The organism is Brevundimonas olei, assembly GCF_037055245.1.
In the GTDB taxonomy this organism is placed as follows: Bacteria; Pseudomonadota; Alphaproteobacteria; order Caulobacterales; family Caulobacteraceae; genus Brevundimonas; species Brevundimonas olei.
This window is the reverse complement of the sequence record NZ_CP146369.1, coordinates 1,109,687-1,123,890: the sequence shown is the minus strand read 5'-3', so window position 1 is coordinate 1,123,890 and position 14,204 is coordinate 1,109,687. Positions and strand designations below refer to the sequence as shown.

14 protein-coding genes are annotated in these 14,204 nt (G+C 67.9%); 8 read left to right on the top strand and 6 right to left on the bottom strand.

Annotated elements, in window-relative coordinates:
• The first annotated feature begins 59 nt into the window (after positions 1-59).
• Both V8J38_RS05400 and V8J38_RS05395 read left to right on the top strand, forming a co-directional pair.
• The gene (locus tag V8J38_RS05400; protein ID WP_338578197.1) at positions 60-1,865 is read left to right on the top strand and encodes a DUF4153 domain-containing protein; all 1,806 of its coding nucleotides are present in this window, start codon (positions 60-62) and stop codon (positions 1,863-1,865) included.
• Between the two features lie 115 nt (positions 1,866-1,980).
• Positions 1,981-3,450: a sigma-54 dependent transcriptional regulator gene (locus V8J38_RS05395; protein ID WP_338578196.1), complete on the top strand. Its 1,470-nt coding sequence runs from the start codon at positions 1,981-1,983 to the stop codon at positions 3,448-3,450.
• Between the two features lie 24 nt (positions 3,451-3,474).
• On the opposite strand, the gene V8J38_RS05390 is transcribed toward V8J38_RS05395, so the two are convergent.
• The gene (locus V8J38_RS05390; protein ID WP_338578195.1) at positions 3,475-4,032 is read right to left on the bottom strand and encodes a DUF805 domain-containing protein; all 558 of its coding nucleotides are present in this window, start codon (positions 4,030-4,032) and stop codon (positions 3,475-3,477) included.
• Between the two features lie 139 nt (positions 4,033-4,171).
• On the opposite strand from V8J38_RS05390, the gene hdhA reads away from it, so the two are divergent.
• Together hdhA and V8J38_RS05380 are read left to right on the top strand one after the other, a co-directional pair.
• Positions 4,172-4,975: a 7-alpha-hydroxysteroid dehydrogenase gene (hdhA, locus tag V8J38_RS05385; protein WP_338578193.1), complete on the top strand. Its 804-nt coding sequence runs from the start codon at positions 4,172-4,174 to the stop codon at positions 4,973-4,975.
• A gap of 80 nt (positions 4,976-5,055) precedes the next feature.
• Complete coding sequence (locus V8J38_RS05380) at positions 5,056-5,718, top strand: hypothetical protein (RefSeq protein ID WP_338578191.1); 663 nt, start codon at positions 5,056-5,058, stop codon at positions 5,716-5,718.
• Between the two features lie 40 nt (positions 5,719-5,758).
• On the opposite strand, the gene V8J38_RS05375 is transcribed toward V8J38_RS05380, so the two are convergent.
• The 4 genes from V8J38_RS05375 to ykgO form a co-directional block, all read right to left on the bottom strand.
• A complete protein-coding gene (locus V8J38_RS05375; RefSeq protein ID WP_338578189.1) occupies positions 5,759-6,325 on the bottom strand; it encodes a hypothetical protein in 567 nt (188 codons plus the stop codon).
• Between the two features lie 64 nt (positions 6,326-6,389).
• Positions 6,390-6,701, bottom strand: coding sequence for a hypothetical protein (locus V8J38_RS05370; protein WP_338578188.1), 312 nt, complete (start codon positions 6,699-6,701; stop codon positions 6,390-6,392).
• 178 nt (positions 6,702-6,879) lie between these two features.
• Positions 6,880-7,152: a DUF2312 domain-containing protein gene (locus tag V8J38_RS05365; RefSeq protein WP_121482427.1), complete on the bottom strand. Its 273-nt coding sequence runs from the start codon at positions 7,150-7,152 to the stop codon at positions 6,880-6,882.
• Positions 7,153-7,414: 262 nt separating this feature from the next.
• The gene (gene ykgO, locus V8J38_RS05360; protein ID WP_003165750.1) at positions 7,415-7,540 is read right to left on the bottom strand and encodes a type B 50S ribosomal protein L36; all 126 of its coding nucleotides are present in this window, start codon (positions 7,538-7,540) and stop codon (positions 7,415-7,417) included.
• 357 nt (positions 7,541-7,897) lie between these two features.
• On the opposite strand from ykgO, the gene V8J38_RS05355 reads away from it, so the two are divergent.
• Positions 7,898-9,184, top strand: a complete 1,287-nt coding sequence (locus tag V8J38_RS05355) for a lytic murein transglycosylase (RefSeq protein ID WP_291776728.1) — start codon at positions 7,898-7,900, stop codon at positions 9,182-9,184.
• A 233-nt stretch (positions 9,185-9,417) separates the two neighbouring features.
• Here the strand turns inward: V8J38_RS05355 and cysS are convergent, their stop codons facing one another.
• Positions 9,418-10,824, bottom strand: a complete 1,407-nt coding sequence (gene cysS / locus V8J38_RS05350) for a cysteine--tRNA ligase (RefSeq protein ID WP_338578187.1) — start codon at positions 10,822-10,824, stop codon at positions 9,418-9,420.
• A gap of 140 nt (positions 10,825-10,964) precedes the next feature.
• Here cysS and folE point away from each other — a divergent pair, with 140 nt between their 5' ends.
• The 3 genes from folE (at position 10,965) to V8J38_RS05335 (ending at position 14,194) form a co-directional block, all read left to right on the top strand.
• The gene (gene folE, locus V8J38_RS05345; protein WP_338578186.1) at positions 10,965-11,579 is read left to right on the top strand and encodes a GTP cyclohydrolase I FolE; all 615 of its coding nucleotides are present in this window, start codon (positions 10,965-10,967) and stop codon (positions 11,577-11,579) included.
• A 195-nt stretch (positions 11,580-11,774) separates the two neighbouring features.
• Positions 11,775-12,215 (top strand): biopolymer transporter ExbD, encoded by a 441-nt coding sequence (locus V8J38_RS05340; RefSeq protein WP_291776734.1) that lies wholly within the window; start codon positions 11,775-11,777, stop codon positions 12,213-12,215.
• Between the two features lie 137 nt (positions 12,216-12,352).
• Entirely contained in the window at positions 12,353-14,194 is a 1,842-nt protein-coding gene (locus V8J38_RS05335) for a gamma-glutamyltransferase family protein (RefSeq protein WP_338578185.1), read from the top strand.
• Positions 14,195-14,204 lie beyond the last annotated feature (10 nt).

Sequence of the window (14,204 nt, the reverse complement as noted above, 5' to 3'; positions counted from 1 at the left end):
GGCAGGCTTTCCATCGGGGCCGATCCGTCGTCAGATGCCGGCGAAGCTCAGGAAGGCGCATGACCTTGAACGGCCCCGATCATTTCGCCCCCACCGGCCGCGCCTCGCTCGAGGGCACGCGCGGGCTCGCAGCCGTCCGTATCGGGATCGGCCTGATCCAGGGGCTGATCCTTTATCTCCTGTATCGCTCGGCGTCGAACAACGCGGCCCTGACCTGGCCTGCCACCCAGCCTTCGCTGTTCGCCGCCCTGGTGCTGGCGGCGACGTTCGCTCCGATCATGCTGCTGGCGGGCGTCGGGCGGATGGGATGGAAGGCGCTGGCGCTGTGGGGCGCGATCGCGGCGGCGGTCCTGGCGCTGCTGGGCTGGCACGACGCAGCCCAGCAGGCCAGCGACTATTTCCGCCCGCCCTATCTGCGTTTCCCGGTCGTCGCCTTCGCGGCGGCGGCCCTGTTCATCGCCCATCACCTGATTGTTCCGGCGGTCGAGGGGCGGCGCTGGATCGCCGACTACGACGACTATTTCGACACGGCGTGGAAAGCCGGGGTGCAACTGGTCCTGTCGCTGGGGTTCACCGGCGTTTTCTGGCTGCTGCTGTTCTTGGGCGCGGCCCTGTTCCGCGTCATCGGTCTCAGCTTCCTGTCCGATCTGCTGGGCGAGGAATGGTTCTCCATCCCCGTCACCTGCCTGGTCTTCGCCGTGGCGGTGCAACTGACCGACGTGCGCGGCGGCCTGATCCGGGGCGTGCGGACGGTGGCGCTGATGCTGCTGTCCTGGCTGCTGCTGGTCATCACCGTGCTGGTGGCGGGCTTCCTGTCCGCCCTGCCCTTCACCGGCCTGGACGGGCTGTGGAAGACGGGCAGCGCCACGGCCCTGGTGCTGTCGGCCGCCGCCGCCCTGATCGTGCTGATCAACACGGCCTATCAGGACGGGCGCGAGGACAATCTGCCGCCCGCCGCCCTGCGCGCGGCGGTGCGGGTCGCCTCAGTGCTGCTGACGCCGCTGATCCTGATCGCGCTCTGGGGTCTGTCCTTGCGCATCGGCCAGCACGGCCTGACGCCCGACCGCATCATCGCCGCGGCCTGCGCCCTTGTGGGGGTCCTCTACGCCGCGGGCTACGGCTGGGCCGCCCTGTCGCCTCTGTGGCGCAAGAGCGCCTGGATGAAGCCGCTGGAGCGCACCAACGTCCTGGCCGCCGTGCTGACGGTGTTGGTCATCCTGGCCCTGTTCAGCCCCCTGGCCGACCCGGCCCGCCTGTCCGTCAACGACCAGATGGCCCGGCTGAAGCGCGGCGCCGTCAGCGCGGTCCAGTTCGACTACGCCTTCCTGCGCTTCGGCGCAGGCAAGGCGGGCCGCGCCGCCCTGGCCGATCTGGCGAAATCCTCCGACGCAGAGATCGCCCGCCGCGCCAAGGCCGCCCAGACCTCGACCTCGCGCTATGACGTCGAGGAAGCCGCCCTGCCCCCGCGCGCGCCGAACATCGCCCCCTGGCCGGCGGACAAGCCCCTGCCCGCCGCCTTCCTGGCCCCGACAGCGCCCCCTGATCCGCGCTACGTCTGCAACAGCGAAGACAACTGCCTCGCCGCCCAGCGCGACCTGAATGGCGACGGCCGCGATGAGATTCTGCTGGCGACCGCCTACAACATCGCTCTGTTCGCACAGGACGCCGAAGGCCGCTGGGTCCATCAGGGCGACTATCAGGTTCCCCACTGCCCCGGCCCCGGCCGTCGCGACCTGCGCGAGGCGCTCAAGCATCCCGACCTCAAGGCCGCCGCCTCACCCTGGCCCGATCTGAATATGGGCGCCGTGACCGGGCGGCTGCAGCCGGAAACCGTCTGTCCAAAGCCTGTCGCCGTTAACCCCTGACTCAGGTCTCCGAAACTCCATCTTCATTCCCTCCGTTCTAGGTTTGTGTCGAAACGAGCCAGTCCCGACCTAACGAGGACGGCCGTTCGATGGTGATGTTGAAGGGTGTGTTCCTATGGCCAAGACCGTTCTGGTCGTCGACGATGATCCCACGCAGCGCCGCCTGATCCAGGCGGTGCTGGACCGCGAAGGCTATGCGGTCGTCCACGCCGAAAGCGGGGGCGAGGCCATCGACCGCCTGACCAAGGGCGGCGGCGCCGACGTCGTTCTGCTGGACCTCGTCATGCCGGGCCTGTCGGGCTTGGAAGCCCTGGCCGAGATGCGCACGGCGGGCGTCACGACCCCCGTCATCGTGCTGACGGCCAACGGCGGCATCGAGACGGTGGTCCGGGCCATGCAGGCCGGGGCCCAGGATTTCTTCGTCAAGCCGGTCGGCCCCGAACGCCTGCTGGTCGGCGTGCGCAACGCCCTGCAGATGACCCAGTTGACTGCCGAGATCGGCCGTCTGAAGAAGCGGGCCACGGGCCGCTCCTCGTTCGACGACATGGTCGGCGACAGCGAGCCCATGCGCATGGTCAAGGCGCTGGGCCAGCGCGCGGCCAAGTCCTCCATCCCCGTGCTGATCACCGGCGAAAGCGGCGTCGGCAAGGAAGTCATCGCCCGCGCCCTGCATGGCGCCTCGGACCGCGCGGGCAAGCCCTTCGTCGCGGTCAACTGCGGCGCCCTGCCCGCCAATCTGGTCGAATCCATCCTGTTCGGCCACGAGAAGGGCGCCTTCACCGGCGCTCATGAGAAACACGCCGGCAAGTTCGTCGAGGCGAACGGCGGCACCCTGTTCCTGGACGAGATCGGCGAACTGCCGCTGGACATGCAGGTCAAGCTGCTGCGCGCCCTTCAGGAGGGCGAGGTCGATCCCGTCGGCGGCAAGCGTCCGGTCAAGGTCGACGTCCGCATCGTCTCGGCCACCAACCGCGACCCGGCCCAGCAGGTGAAGGAAGGCGCCTTCCGCGAAGACCTCTTCTATCGCCTGAACGTCTTCCCGATCGAGGCTCCGGCCCTGCGCGAACGGCGCGAGGACATCCCGGCCCTGGTCGAGCATTTCATCGCCCGCTTCAACGTCGAGGAAGGCAAGCGGGTCGCGGGCTGCTCGCCCGAGACCCTGGCCCTGCTGCAGGGCCACGACTGGCCCGGCAATGTCCGCCAGCTGGAGAACGCCGTCTATCGCGCCCTGGTCCTGGCCGACTCGCCCCTGCTTCAGCCGCACGACTTCCCGGCCATCTCGGGCGTCGCCGTGCCGCTGGACGACATGGCTGCAGCGCCGGCCGGCGACAGCGCCTCGGCCGCGGCGTCGCACCCCGCCTCCGCCGACGAGGACGGCCTGCACGACAGCCCGGTCCGCATCACCGATGATCGCGGCCACGTCCGCACCCTGGAGCAGATCGAACGCGACCTGATCCAGCACGCGATCGAGGTCTATTCCGGCCACATGTCCGAGATCGCCCGCCGCCTGGGCATCGGCCGCTCCACCCTCTACCGCAAGGTCCGCGAACAGGGGCTGGAAGAGCAGGTCAAGGAAGCGGGCTGAGGGCGTCGTCCTCGGTCAGACGGGTCAGTCGGACGGAGGGCCATAGCGGTTCGGCCCCTTCGTCCCGTCCAACACCAACAGGATGATCAGCCCCAGCAGGCAGATGATGTAGATCAGGTTGTTGGCGAACAGCAGGAAGAAGAGGCCCATCGACGGGGCCTCCGCTTCCGACTGCATCATCTGATCCATCATGCGCGGGAACAGCAGCAGTCCCGTCGTCAGAAAGACCACCGGCGGCAGCCCCCACCATCCAGCCCGGCCGGTGTCATGCAGCCGCCGCGTCACCGCCGCCGCCAGCAGGATCACCGTTAGCGCCGCAGCGATGCCGACCGCCGTGAAGACCAGGCCGAAATCCGGCATGGCGATCGCCTCGGGGTCGTGAATCTGCACCGAATAATAGCCCGGCCCGCTCACCACCGTGGCCTGGTCAGGGTTTGCAGCGGCATAGGCTGTCGCCTCGGCGAAGACGCCGGCCATCAGCGGAATCATCACCGCCGCCATTCCGACATAGGCCAACGCCAGGACCACCAGGGCATAGGGCCAGAAACGCCCGCGCCGGTCGCGCCCGCTAAAATCCGTCAATCGCCTGAAGCCGTCCAGTATCGTCGACACGCGCGCCCCCTTCTTTGCCAGAATCAACTCGACGCACAGGGGTACGCCAGCCAGGGGCGAAGGTCATGCCATTCCCCTGAGAATGGAACCGTGCGCAGCCGATCCACGCTTGCTGGCTGAACGCAACGAACAGCAACAGGCGACGCAGACGATGGACGCGCATTTCCGACTGGACGAACAGGTCGCCCTGGTGACGGGCGCAGGGGCGGGCATCGGCCGCGCCATCGCTGAGACCTTCGCTGCGGCGGGCGCCGCGGTGGCCGTCACCGATCTGGACGCGGCCGGGGCCCTGGCCGTGGCGGACGGCGTGGTCCGGGCGGGCGGACGCGCCGTCGGCCTGGCCTGCGACGTCACCGATGAAGCCCAGCGCGTCGCCGCCGTCGAGGCCGTCGTCGCAGCCTTCGGCAAGCTGACCCTGCTGGTGAACAATGCGGGCGGCGGCGGGCCCAAGCCGTTCGACATGCCGATGAGCGATTTCGAGCGCGCCTATCAGCTCAACGTCTTCGCGCCCTTCCGCTTCATGCAGTTGACCGCGCCGCACATGCAGGACGCGGGCGGCGGGGCGGTCCTCAACATCACCTCGATGGCCGGCGACAACAAGAACGCCCGCATGGCGTCCTACGGATCGTCCAAGGCGGCGGTCAGTCATCTGACCCGCAATGTCGCGTTCGACCTGGGCCCCAGGGGCATACGCGTCAACGCCGTCGCGCCGGGCGCCATCAAGACCGACGCCCTGGCCAGCGTCCTGACGCCCGAGATCGAAGAGGCCATGCTGAAACACACGCCTCTGGGCCGTCTGGGCCAACCCGACGACATCGCCCGCGCGGCGCTGTTCCTGTGTTCCCCCGCCGCGTCATGGATCAGCGGCCAGATCCTGACCGTTTCCGGCGGCGGCGTTCAGGAATTGGACTGACCGATCCCCTTCTGGGGTTTTAACGGCGAGCTTTACAGGCCACACCTCGTCGTCCTGTTCACGTAGGGGAGCGTGCCATCTTGTTTCGTCCTGCCGCCATCGCCTTGAGCCTGGCGTCCGTCGCCGTCCTGACCGCCGCCTGCTCCAATGCGGAAGCGCCGGCGAAGGCCGAGGCCGCCGCCTCCGCCGCGTCCAGGGTCGCCCTGCCGCCCGAATGCGAGAATCATCCCCTGCTGGCCGCCATGCCCGCGGCCCGGACCATCGCCGGCAAACCCCTGACGGAAATCGAGTGCCAGGCCTTCTCCGTCTCCATGACCTATGGCGAGCCGGGAACCAGCGCCGAAATCCTGCTGATCGATTCCAAGGCGCCCGTTCCGGAGGAAAGCGGCCCCCTGTCCGGCCTGCTCGCCGGAGCGCAGGAGACCGCGTTCAAGAGCGTCGTCGCAGGCGTGGAAATGACCAAGGGCGTGCGTGAGATGGCCTTGTCGTCTCCCCCCGCCCTGGCCTCGATCGGCGGCGAGGACTACCTGGCCGTGGTCATGGACAGCCCGACCGGCGAGACCGTCGTCATCGGCGTCGAACCCAAGGATTCAGGCGGCCGCGTCGGCTCGCTGATGAGCGCGCTCAAGGGCCGCTACGGCCTGACCATCCACATCGAACAGGATGAGTTGTCCGGCGCCGCCGCCGCCCGCACGGCCTATCAGCCCTACCTGTCGGCCATGCGCCTGAACGCCCTGCCATAAGGAAGGAAAGGGCGGCGATCTCGCTCGCCGCCCCTCCTCATCAGCTTCGGCTGACCGTCAGGGCATAGGAGCCCGTCTCATCACGCCGCGCCATGGCGCGAGGCTGATAGGGGGTGATGACGTAGGTCGTGTCCTTCGAGGCTTTCAACTCGGCGGTTTCCCCATCGACCTCGCCCCGGAACACGGCGGCGCCGCTCTGATCCGCCGCGTCGCTGATGTTGAAATACAGGTTGGCGTTCGACGGCTTGAAGGCGACCTTCAACGTCTGGCCGGACGCGACGGGCACGGCGTAGACCGGCGCCGCATAGCCCTTCACCATCCCTTCCTTCGTCACCGACCCGACCCGCTCGAAGGTCAGCGTCTCCAGCGTGGAGCCTTCCTCGCGGACGAAGGCGCGCGCCGCCGCCTCGTCGACGGCGGGCAGGGCCTGGGTCGTCCCGGACGCCGGAGCGACCGCCTGGGGCGCGGCCGCCGGGCCGCCGCTGAGATCCGGCGTCGCCTCGGATGCGGCCTCGGGCGCGGCTCCCGGCCGGTCCCCGCAGGCCGCCAGCGCCAGGCTCAGACTCATAAGGCCGCCGGTCAGGGCGGCGGGAACGAAGCGTTTCATCGGTCTTCCTTCTCAAGGGGCGGAAATCCGCAGGCGCAACGTCCGGCCCAGCAAGGCGGTTGCCTCATTCGTCCCCCTCGCGCTCCGGCGCCCTCCCCGGCCGTCGGCCGAATCGACGCGGCTCGCCCTTGGCCTTGGCGGTGATCTCTTTCAGCTTGCGGCCCTGCATGGCCGACAGGGCCTGGCCCGGCGCGCCCTTTTCCGGATCGGCGAAGGCGCGTCCGTGTTCACGAACCCGCTCCCCGACCGAATCGAGGAACTCGCCCTCCCAGTCGGACAGGGAAACGCCCGCCTTCTCTGCCGAGCGGCGGGCGCGTTTCAGGGCGTTGAGCGCAGAGCGCCTGGCCGCCTCGCGCTGTTGCTCCCAGGGGCTCAACAGCTTGGTTTTAGCGGCGCTATCGCCCTTCGGGCTGCTTGAGCGCGGTTTAGCGGCGCTACCGCCCTTCGGCTTGAAACCGCTGGAGCGCAGCTTCGCGCCGCCCCCCTTCACGCTGCTGGAGCCTGAAGGACCGTCGCTGGGAGGCTTGAAGGGCGTACGCTTCAAGCCGGCCGCCTCAGACCTCGCCGAGGGCCGAGAGATAGAGGTCGAGAATCGCCTCCTCCTCCTGGCGCTTGGCCTTGTCCTGCTTGCGAATGCGGATGACCTTGCGCAGCACCTTGACGTCATAGCCTTCGCCCTTGGCCTCGGCGAAGACCTCCTTCATGTCGGCCATCACCGCCTGCTTGTCCTCTTCGAGGCGCTCCAGGCGTTCGATGATGGAGCGCAAGCGGCCCTGGGCCGTGGCGGTCAGGACGTCGGGGCTGGCGTCGAAGGAAGCGTCGTCCATGACTGAACTCCAGAACTCAAATCAGGCTGCGCCCTCAAGCAGGCCAAGGGCCGTCAGGGCAAGAAAAAAGAACGCCCTCAAGCAGGCCGAAGGCCGTTAGGGCGACTTGGAAAAGAATCACTAGTCAGGCGCGAGCCTGCGCTCAACGCCGGACGCGAAAAAGCCGCGGACAACGCCCGCGGCCCTGTGGATAGTCATCCCATCCACCGACGGTCGGCGCGCGCCTCGCCTGCAAGAGGCAGGGCGCGCCGGGCGCGCCTGATCAGCCTTGCTTGGCCTTGAAGCGCGGGTCGGTCTTGTTGATGACGTACAGAACGCCCTTGCGGCGAACGATCTTGCAGTCGCGGTGGCGACCCTTCAGCGACTTCAGCGAGCTACGGACCTTCATGGTCGGACGTCCCGGATTTGGAGGCCCGTGAGGGCGGGTAAAACAAAAGAGCCGCGGGCGAACCTGCGGCGGAGGCGGTCGTATAGAGAGGCCATGGCCTTTCGTCAACATTCCGCGCGGGGAATCCGCTGGAGGCCTGGCCTCCGAGTCGAACGGAGGGTCTTCGGACATGCACGTCCGACGCGTCGCCCCTCCGCCACCAGGCCGTGCTCAGGGAACGACGCAATGTAAATTATCGCCCCTTAACCGCCTACTGCCGAAAAGGGTTAACGGCGCCTTCATCCTTATCACGGAAACTGATCGAGCCTTCGCGCGCTTGTGATTGGTCGTGGAATTCGGGGGCGTTAGCCTATGTTTATGCGTATCGCTTATCGCCTTCTGTTGCTGGGGTCGGTCGCCGCCTGCACACCCATGGTTCCCACGCCGCCGCAGCCCCAGCCTGCGCCGCCGCCCGTGGTCGAGCCAGCGCCCGCCACGCCCGTCCCCGCGCCTCCGCCCGCCCAGACGGATCTCAGCGACGCCTATGACCACGCCAGCTTCGACGCCTGGAAGCAGAGCTTCCTGGAGCGCCACGGCGGCGCCCGCAAATGGGACTACGCTCGCGAACTGGAGAGCGTGACGCCCAATCCCAGCGTCGTGCGCCTGGACCGCAATCAGCCCGAATTCTCGCGCCCCGCCGGGGTCTACATCCAGAACGCCACCACTCCGGCGCGAATCGCCATGGCCCGCCAGCGCGTCGACCGCGTGCCGTGGGACGTGACCCAGAAATACGGCGTGCCGACCGAGATCCTGCTGGGCGTCTGGGCCCAGGAAAGCGCCTTCGGCCAGGTTCAGGGCGATTTCGACGTCATCCGCTCCCTGGCGACCCTGGCCTATGACGGCCGCCGCCGCGCCTGGGCCGAGGAGCAGTTGAAGCACGCCCTCGACATCGTGGTCACGGGCAAGCGCGACCGCGCAGGGCTTAAGGGCAGTTGGGCCGGAGCCATGGGCCAGACCCAGTTCATGCCCGACAACTATCTGAAGCTGGGCGTCGATCAGAACGGCGACGGCAAGGTCGACATCTGGGGCTCGGACGCCGACGCCCTCGCTTCGGCCGCGAATCTGCTGGCCCAGGCGGGCTGGAAGCGCGGTCAGGGCTGGGCCTATGAAGTCACCCTGCCCTCCAACTTCGACTACGCCGAAGCGGAGGGGCCGAAGCACCCCTGGGCCTATTGGGTCGCGCGCGGCGTGCGCCTGGCCGACGGCTCCTCGCCCAACAGCGCCGAGGCGGCCGAGGGCGCGGCCATCCTGCTGCCGCAGGGCGCCAAGGGGCCGGCCTTCCTGGCCCTGCCCAACCACTACGTCATCCGCCGCTACAACAACTCGGTCAGCTATGCGCTCGCCATCGGCATGATCGCCGACGGCGTGGCGGGCAAGCCGGCGCTGAAGGCCTCCTGGCCCAACGACGGCCCCCTGACGCGGGATCAGCGCGTCGGCGCCCAGCAGGCCCTGACCCGCATGGGCTTCGACACGCAAGGCGTCGACGGCGTCATCGGCGCCAACACCCGCGCCGCCCTTCGCCGCTGGCAACAGGCGAACGGGCGCACGGCCGACGGCTATCTGACGGACGTGCTGGCGGATGAGCTGATCAGGCGGGCGCGCTGAACTTCTCCCTCTCCCATTGGGAGAGGGCTTGAGCCTCCAAGAGCCGAAGGCGATTGGCTCAGGCGAAAGGGTGAGGGTTCGGGACTTAAGTCGGCTGAAGGCCGTCGCATCACGGCCTTCAGCCACGGCTTACGCCGACTGACAGGACAAGCCCTTCACCCTTTCGCGCAAAGAACGATCGCTACGCTCTCGTGCGCTCAAGCCCTCTCCCGCCGGGAGAGGGTTCCCTCAAGTCACCCCTTCATTCGCCAGGTCGCGCCCTGCGGGCCGTCCATGACGACGACGTTCAGTTCGTTCAGCCGGTCGCGGATGCGGTCGGCCTCGGCCCAGTTCTTGGCCGTGCGGGCGGCGGCGCGTTGCTCCAGCAGGTCCTCGACCTCGGCCTTCAGCCCTTCGTCGACGCCCGAGAACCACTCGGCCGGGTTGGCCTGCAGCACGCCCAGGATCGAGGCCGCCGCGATCAACTGCCCCTTGGCCGTCGCCACCGCGCCTTCGTCGCCCGCCGTCATGCCGCGCTCGATGTCGCTGGACAGGGCGAACAGGGCCGCCATGGCGCCCGGCGTGTTCAGGTCGTCCTCGATCGACTTCATGAACTCGACCGGCGGCTCGACGTCCGCCGCCTCGACCCCGGCCGCGCGGTGCAGGGCGCCGTAGAGGCGGTCCAGGTTCTTGCGGCTCTGCTCCAGCAGGGTCTGGTTCCAGTCCAGCGGCTGACGATAGTGGGCGCTCAACAGGGCCCAGCGCACCACCTCGCCCGGCATGGCCTGCACCAGATCATGCAGCAACAGGACGTTGCCGATCGACTTGGACATCTTCTCGGCGTCCACGGTCAGGAAGCCGTTGTGCATCCAGTAGCGGGCGTATTCGTCGTGCGCGGCGTCGCCATGGGCGTGGCCGTGGGCGCAGACGCCCTGGGCGATCTCGTTCTCGTGGTGCGGAAACACCAGGTCGATGCCGCCGCCGTGGATGTCGATGGGCAGGCCCAGCGTCTCTTCGATCATGGCCGAGCATTCGATGTGCCAGCCGGGACGCCCTTCGCCCCACGGCGACGGCCAGGACGGCTCGTCCGCCTTGGACGGCTTCCACAGCACGAAGTCGTGCGGGTTCTTCTTGTAGGGAGCCACCTCGACGCGAGCGCCGGCGATCATGTCGTCCAGATTGCGCCCCGACAGCGCGCCGTAGGACGGATAGGACGACACGTCGAACAGCACATGGCCCTCGGCGGCATAGGCGCAGCCGGCGTCGATGATGGCCTGAATCTGCTTGGTGATCGCCTCGATATAGTCGGTGACGTGCGGGGCGATGTCGGGCGGCGACACGTTCAGCAGGCCCATGTCGGCCAGATAGGCGGCCTCATAGCGGGCGGTGATCTCGCCGATGGCGACGCCTTCACGGGCGGCCTTGGCGTTGATCTTGTCGTCCACGTCGGTGACGTTGCGGGCGTAGACCACCTTGTCGGCGCCATAGGTGCGGCGCAGCAGGCGCACCAGCACGTCGAACACCACCTGCGGGCGGGCGTTGCCGATATGGGCGTAGTCATAGACCGTCGGGCCGCAGACATAGAGGCTCACCCGGTTCGGATCATGCGGCGCGAACAGGCGCTTTTCACGGCGCAGGGTGTCGTGGATGTGCAGGGCCATGGGTCAGGTCTTTTGCGAGTTTTCTTGCGGGACGGACGAGGTGTCCCATATAGCGGCCTGATAGACAGTCAGGGCCGCGCGCCCAAGTCCATATATAATAGTATTCTGAACAGGCGCTCTCGCCGCCGCCGGATCGTTTCATGAGCAGCACCCCCGCCAAGCCCGTCCTCGTCGCCAATGAGGCGTCCAAGCGCCCCAGCCGCGAACAGGCGCTGGAGGCCGTGCGCACCCTGATCGCCTGGGCCGGCGACAACCCCGACCGCCCCGGCCTGCTGGACACGCCCAAGCGCGTGGTCGACGCCTATGGCGAGTGGTTCGACGGCTATGACGCCGACGCGGGCAAGGAGCTGAGCCGCACCTTCGAGGACGTGACCGGCTATGACGACATGGTCATCCTGCGCGACATCGAGGTCGAGAGCCACTGCGAGCACCACCTGGCCCCCTTCCTGGGCAAGGCCTACGTCGCCTATCTGCCGGGCGAGAAGGTGGTGGGCATCTCCAAGCTGGCGCGGGTGGTCGAGATCTTCGCCCGTCGTCTCCAGAACCAGGAGACCCTGACCAACGACATCATCGACGCCATCGAATCGCACCTGCAGCCCAAGGGCGTGGCCGTGCTGGTCGATGCGGCGCACCAGTGCATGACGACGCGCGGCGTGCATCACCGCCACGTCTCGACCATCACCACCCGCTTCACCGGCGCCTTCAAGGACGACCCGGCGCTGGCCGAGCGATTCCTCAAACTGGCCCGAGGCTGAAATCCGGGGTTGAACCGGGGCTGAATTGATCGCGGCCAAGGCGGCTTTGCGCCGAATTCGCAATCTTATTCCCCCGGCGGCGTCATTTCCTCGCATTCGACGGCTTTACAAGCCCGCTTCAGGACGCCAAGAGACGAGCGAGACTTTCAGTGTGGTCCGCCGGAGGGTGCGGGCCTTGATGGAGACGAGGGCGTAATGGGCGCGAAACTTTCTTCGAGCGGCGGCGGCGGCGGCAAGCTGGCGCAACAGAACGCGGACATCAACGTGACGCCGTTCGTGGACATCATGCTGGTGCTGCTGATCATCTTCATGGTCGCGGCCCCGATGGCCACCGTGTCGATCCGCCTGGACCTGCCGCCGGCCACGCCGCCGGCCGCTGACGCCGAGCCGAAAGAGCCAGTCTACATCACCATCCAGGAATCCGGCTCGCTCTACATCGCCGAAACGGAAACCAACCTCTCCAAGCTGGCTGCCGACGTCTGCGCCGCTCAAGGCGCCGTGGCCGACTGCCGTGACGAGCGCGTCTTCGTCCGCGCCGAGCCGGAAGTGAAATACAACCAGTTCATGGAAGTCATGAACACCCTGCAGGAAAACGGCTACTTCAAGGTCGGCCTGCTGAACGAAGACATCACCTGATCGGGTCTTCAGCCGGATACGGAAAAGGGTCGCCCCTCGGGCGGCCCTTTTTCTTTGCTCATCCGGCTTTTCGGCGCTTGCGCCCTCCCCGCGTTCCGGCCTCAATGCGCGCCTCGATTGAGGGGGAGTAAATCATCATGCGTCGTCGTACCTTCCTGTCCGCCCTGCCCGCCGGAGCCCTGATGGCGGGGGCCGCCAACGCCCAGCAGACGCAAAGCGCCGCCGTCCCGCCTCCCGCCGCAACCTCCGTCCAGCCTGCGCCCACGCCCGATCCCTACGCCGGCGTCGGCATCGGCGACCGCATCACCGGGCCGCGTTTCGTCGGCCGTTCGACCGTCTGGGGCGCGAACGGCGCCGCGGCCACCGCCCACCCGGCCGCGACGATGATCGGCCTGGACACCCTGCGGCGCGGCGGCTCGGCCATCGACGCCGCCATCGCCATCAACGCCGCCCTGGGCTTCCTGGAGCCGACCGCCAACGGCATCGGCGGCGACGCCTTCTGCCTGATGTGGGACCCGGCCCAGAAGAAGGTCGTCGGCTTCAACGGTTCAGGAAACAGCCCTCGCGGCCTGTCGCTTGAAACGGCGCGATCCAGGGCCGGAGCCGACGGCTACCTGCCCCGCTACGGCGCGGTGACGGTCAATGTGCCCGGCACGGTCGACGCCTGGTGGAGCGCGCACCAGCGCTACGGCAAGCTGCCGTGGAAGGACGTCCTGCTGCCCGTCGCCGAACTGTGCGAACAGGGCGTGCCGGTGCCGCAGGTGGTAGCCTACTACCTCGAGCGCGGCATGGCCAACTTCGACAAGAGCGCCGCGACGATCGAGGAGAACGACAACCGCAAGAAGGTCTGGCTGACCGGCGGCCGCACGCCGAAGACGGGCGAGATCTTCGCCAACCCCGACCTGGGCCGCACCCTGCGCCTGATCGCGGAGGGGGGCCGCGACGCCTTCTACGACGGGGTGATCGCCGACCACATCGAGCGCTATTTCAAGCGCATCGGCGGCTGGATGACCCGCGCCGATCTGGCCGCCCACCGCACCGAATGGGTCGAGCCGCTGATGACCACCTATCGCGGGGTCGAGGTCTATTCGCTGGGCCCGAACACGCAAGGGCTGTCGACCAACCAGATCCTGAACATCTGCGAACAGTTCGACCTGAAGGCGATGGGCTTCCAGTCCGCCGCCTCCATCCACATCCAGGCCGAGGCCAAGCGCCTGGCCTTCGAGGACCGCGCCCGCTACTTCGCCGACGAGCGCTTCGCCAAGGCTCCGACCGCGTGGCTGAACTCCAAGGCCTACGCCGCCGAACGGGCGAAACTCATCAACCCGAACCGGGTCATGGACCGCGTCTTCCCCGGCGATGCGCCGACGCAGGGCGACACCACCTATTTCAGCGTCGCCGACAGCGACGGCATGATGGTCAGCTGGATCCAGTCCAACTATCGCGGCATGGGCGGCGGCCTGACGCCGGACGGCCCGGACGGCCGGACGCTGGGCTTCATGTTCCAGAATCGCGGCGAGCTGTTCTCCCTCACCGACGGGCACCCAAACGTCTACGCCCCCGGCAAACGCCCCTTCCACACCATCATTCCCGGCTTCGCCTGCAAAGATGGCGAGCCGTGGATGGCCTATGGCGTCATGGGCGGCGGGATGCAGCCGCAGGGCCAGGCCCAGATCATCATCAACATGGTCGACTATGGCCTCGACCCGCAGGAGGCCGGCGACAGTCCGCGCTGGCAGCACTACGGCTCGTCCGAACCGACCGGCCAACCGGCCGAGGGCGTCGGCAAGCTGCACCTCGAATCCGGCGTGCCCGAAGCCACCAAACAGCAACTGACCGCCATGGGCTGGGACCTCGGCCCGCCCGACGGCGGTTTCGGCGGCTATCAGAACGTGATGAAGCAGATCAACGAACAGGGCCGCTGGACCTACGGCGCCGCCACCGAGATGCGCAAGGACGGCAACGCCCTGGCCTATTGATCAGGTTGTT

Coding starts and splice junctions, on each gene's coding strand:
- V8J38_RS05355 (WP_291776728.1), top strand. CDS start 7,898: ATGCGTATCGCTTATCGCCTTCTGTTGCTGGGGTCGGTCGCCGCCTGC.
- V8J38_RS05335 (WP_338578185.1), top strand. CDS start 12,353: ATGCGTCGTCGTACCTTCCTGTCCGCCCTGCCCGCCGGAGCCCTGATG.
- V8J38_RS05400 (WP_338578197.1), top strand. CDS start 60: ATGACCTTGAACGGCCCCGATCATTTCGCCCCCACCGGCCGCGCCTCG.
- V8J38_RS05395 (WP_338578196.1), top strand. CDS start 1,981: ATGGCCAAGACCGTTCTGGTCGTCGACGATGATCCCACGCAGCGCCGC.
- V8J38_RS05375 (WP_338578189.1), bottom strand. CDS start 6,325: ATGAAACGCTTCGTTCCCGCCGCCCTGACCGGCGGCCTTATGAGTCTG.
- ykgO (WP_003165750.1), bottom strand. CDS start 7,540: ATGAAGGTCCGTAGCTCGCTGAAGTCGCTGAAGGGTCGCCACCGCGAC.
- cysS (WP_338578187.1), bottom strand. CDS start 10,824: ATGGCCCTGCACATCCACGACACCCTGCGCCGTGAAAAGCGCCTGTTC.
- folE (WP_338578186.1), top strand. CDS start 10,965: ATGAGCAGCACCCCCGCCAAGCCCGTCCTCGTCGCCAATGAGGCGTCC.
- V8J38_RS05340 (WP_291776734.1), top strand. CDS start 11,775: ATGGGCGCGAAACTTTCTTCGAGCGGCGGCGGCGGCGGCAAGCTGGCG.
- V8J38_RS05365 (WP_121482427.1), bottom strand. CDS start 7,152: ATGGACGACGCTTCCTTCGACGCCAGCCCCGACGTCCTGACCGCCACG.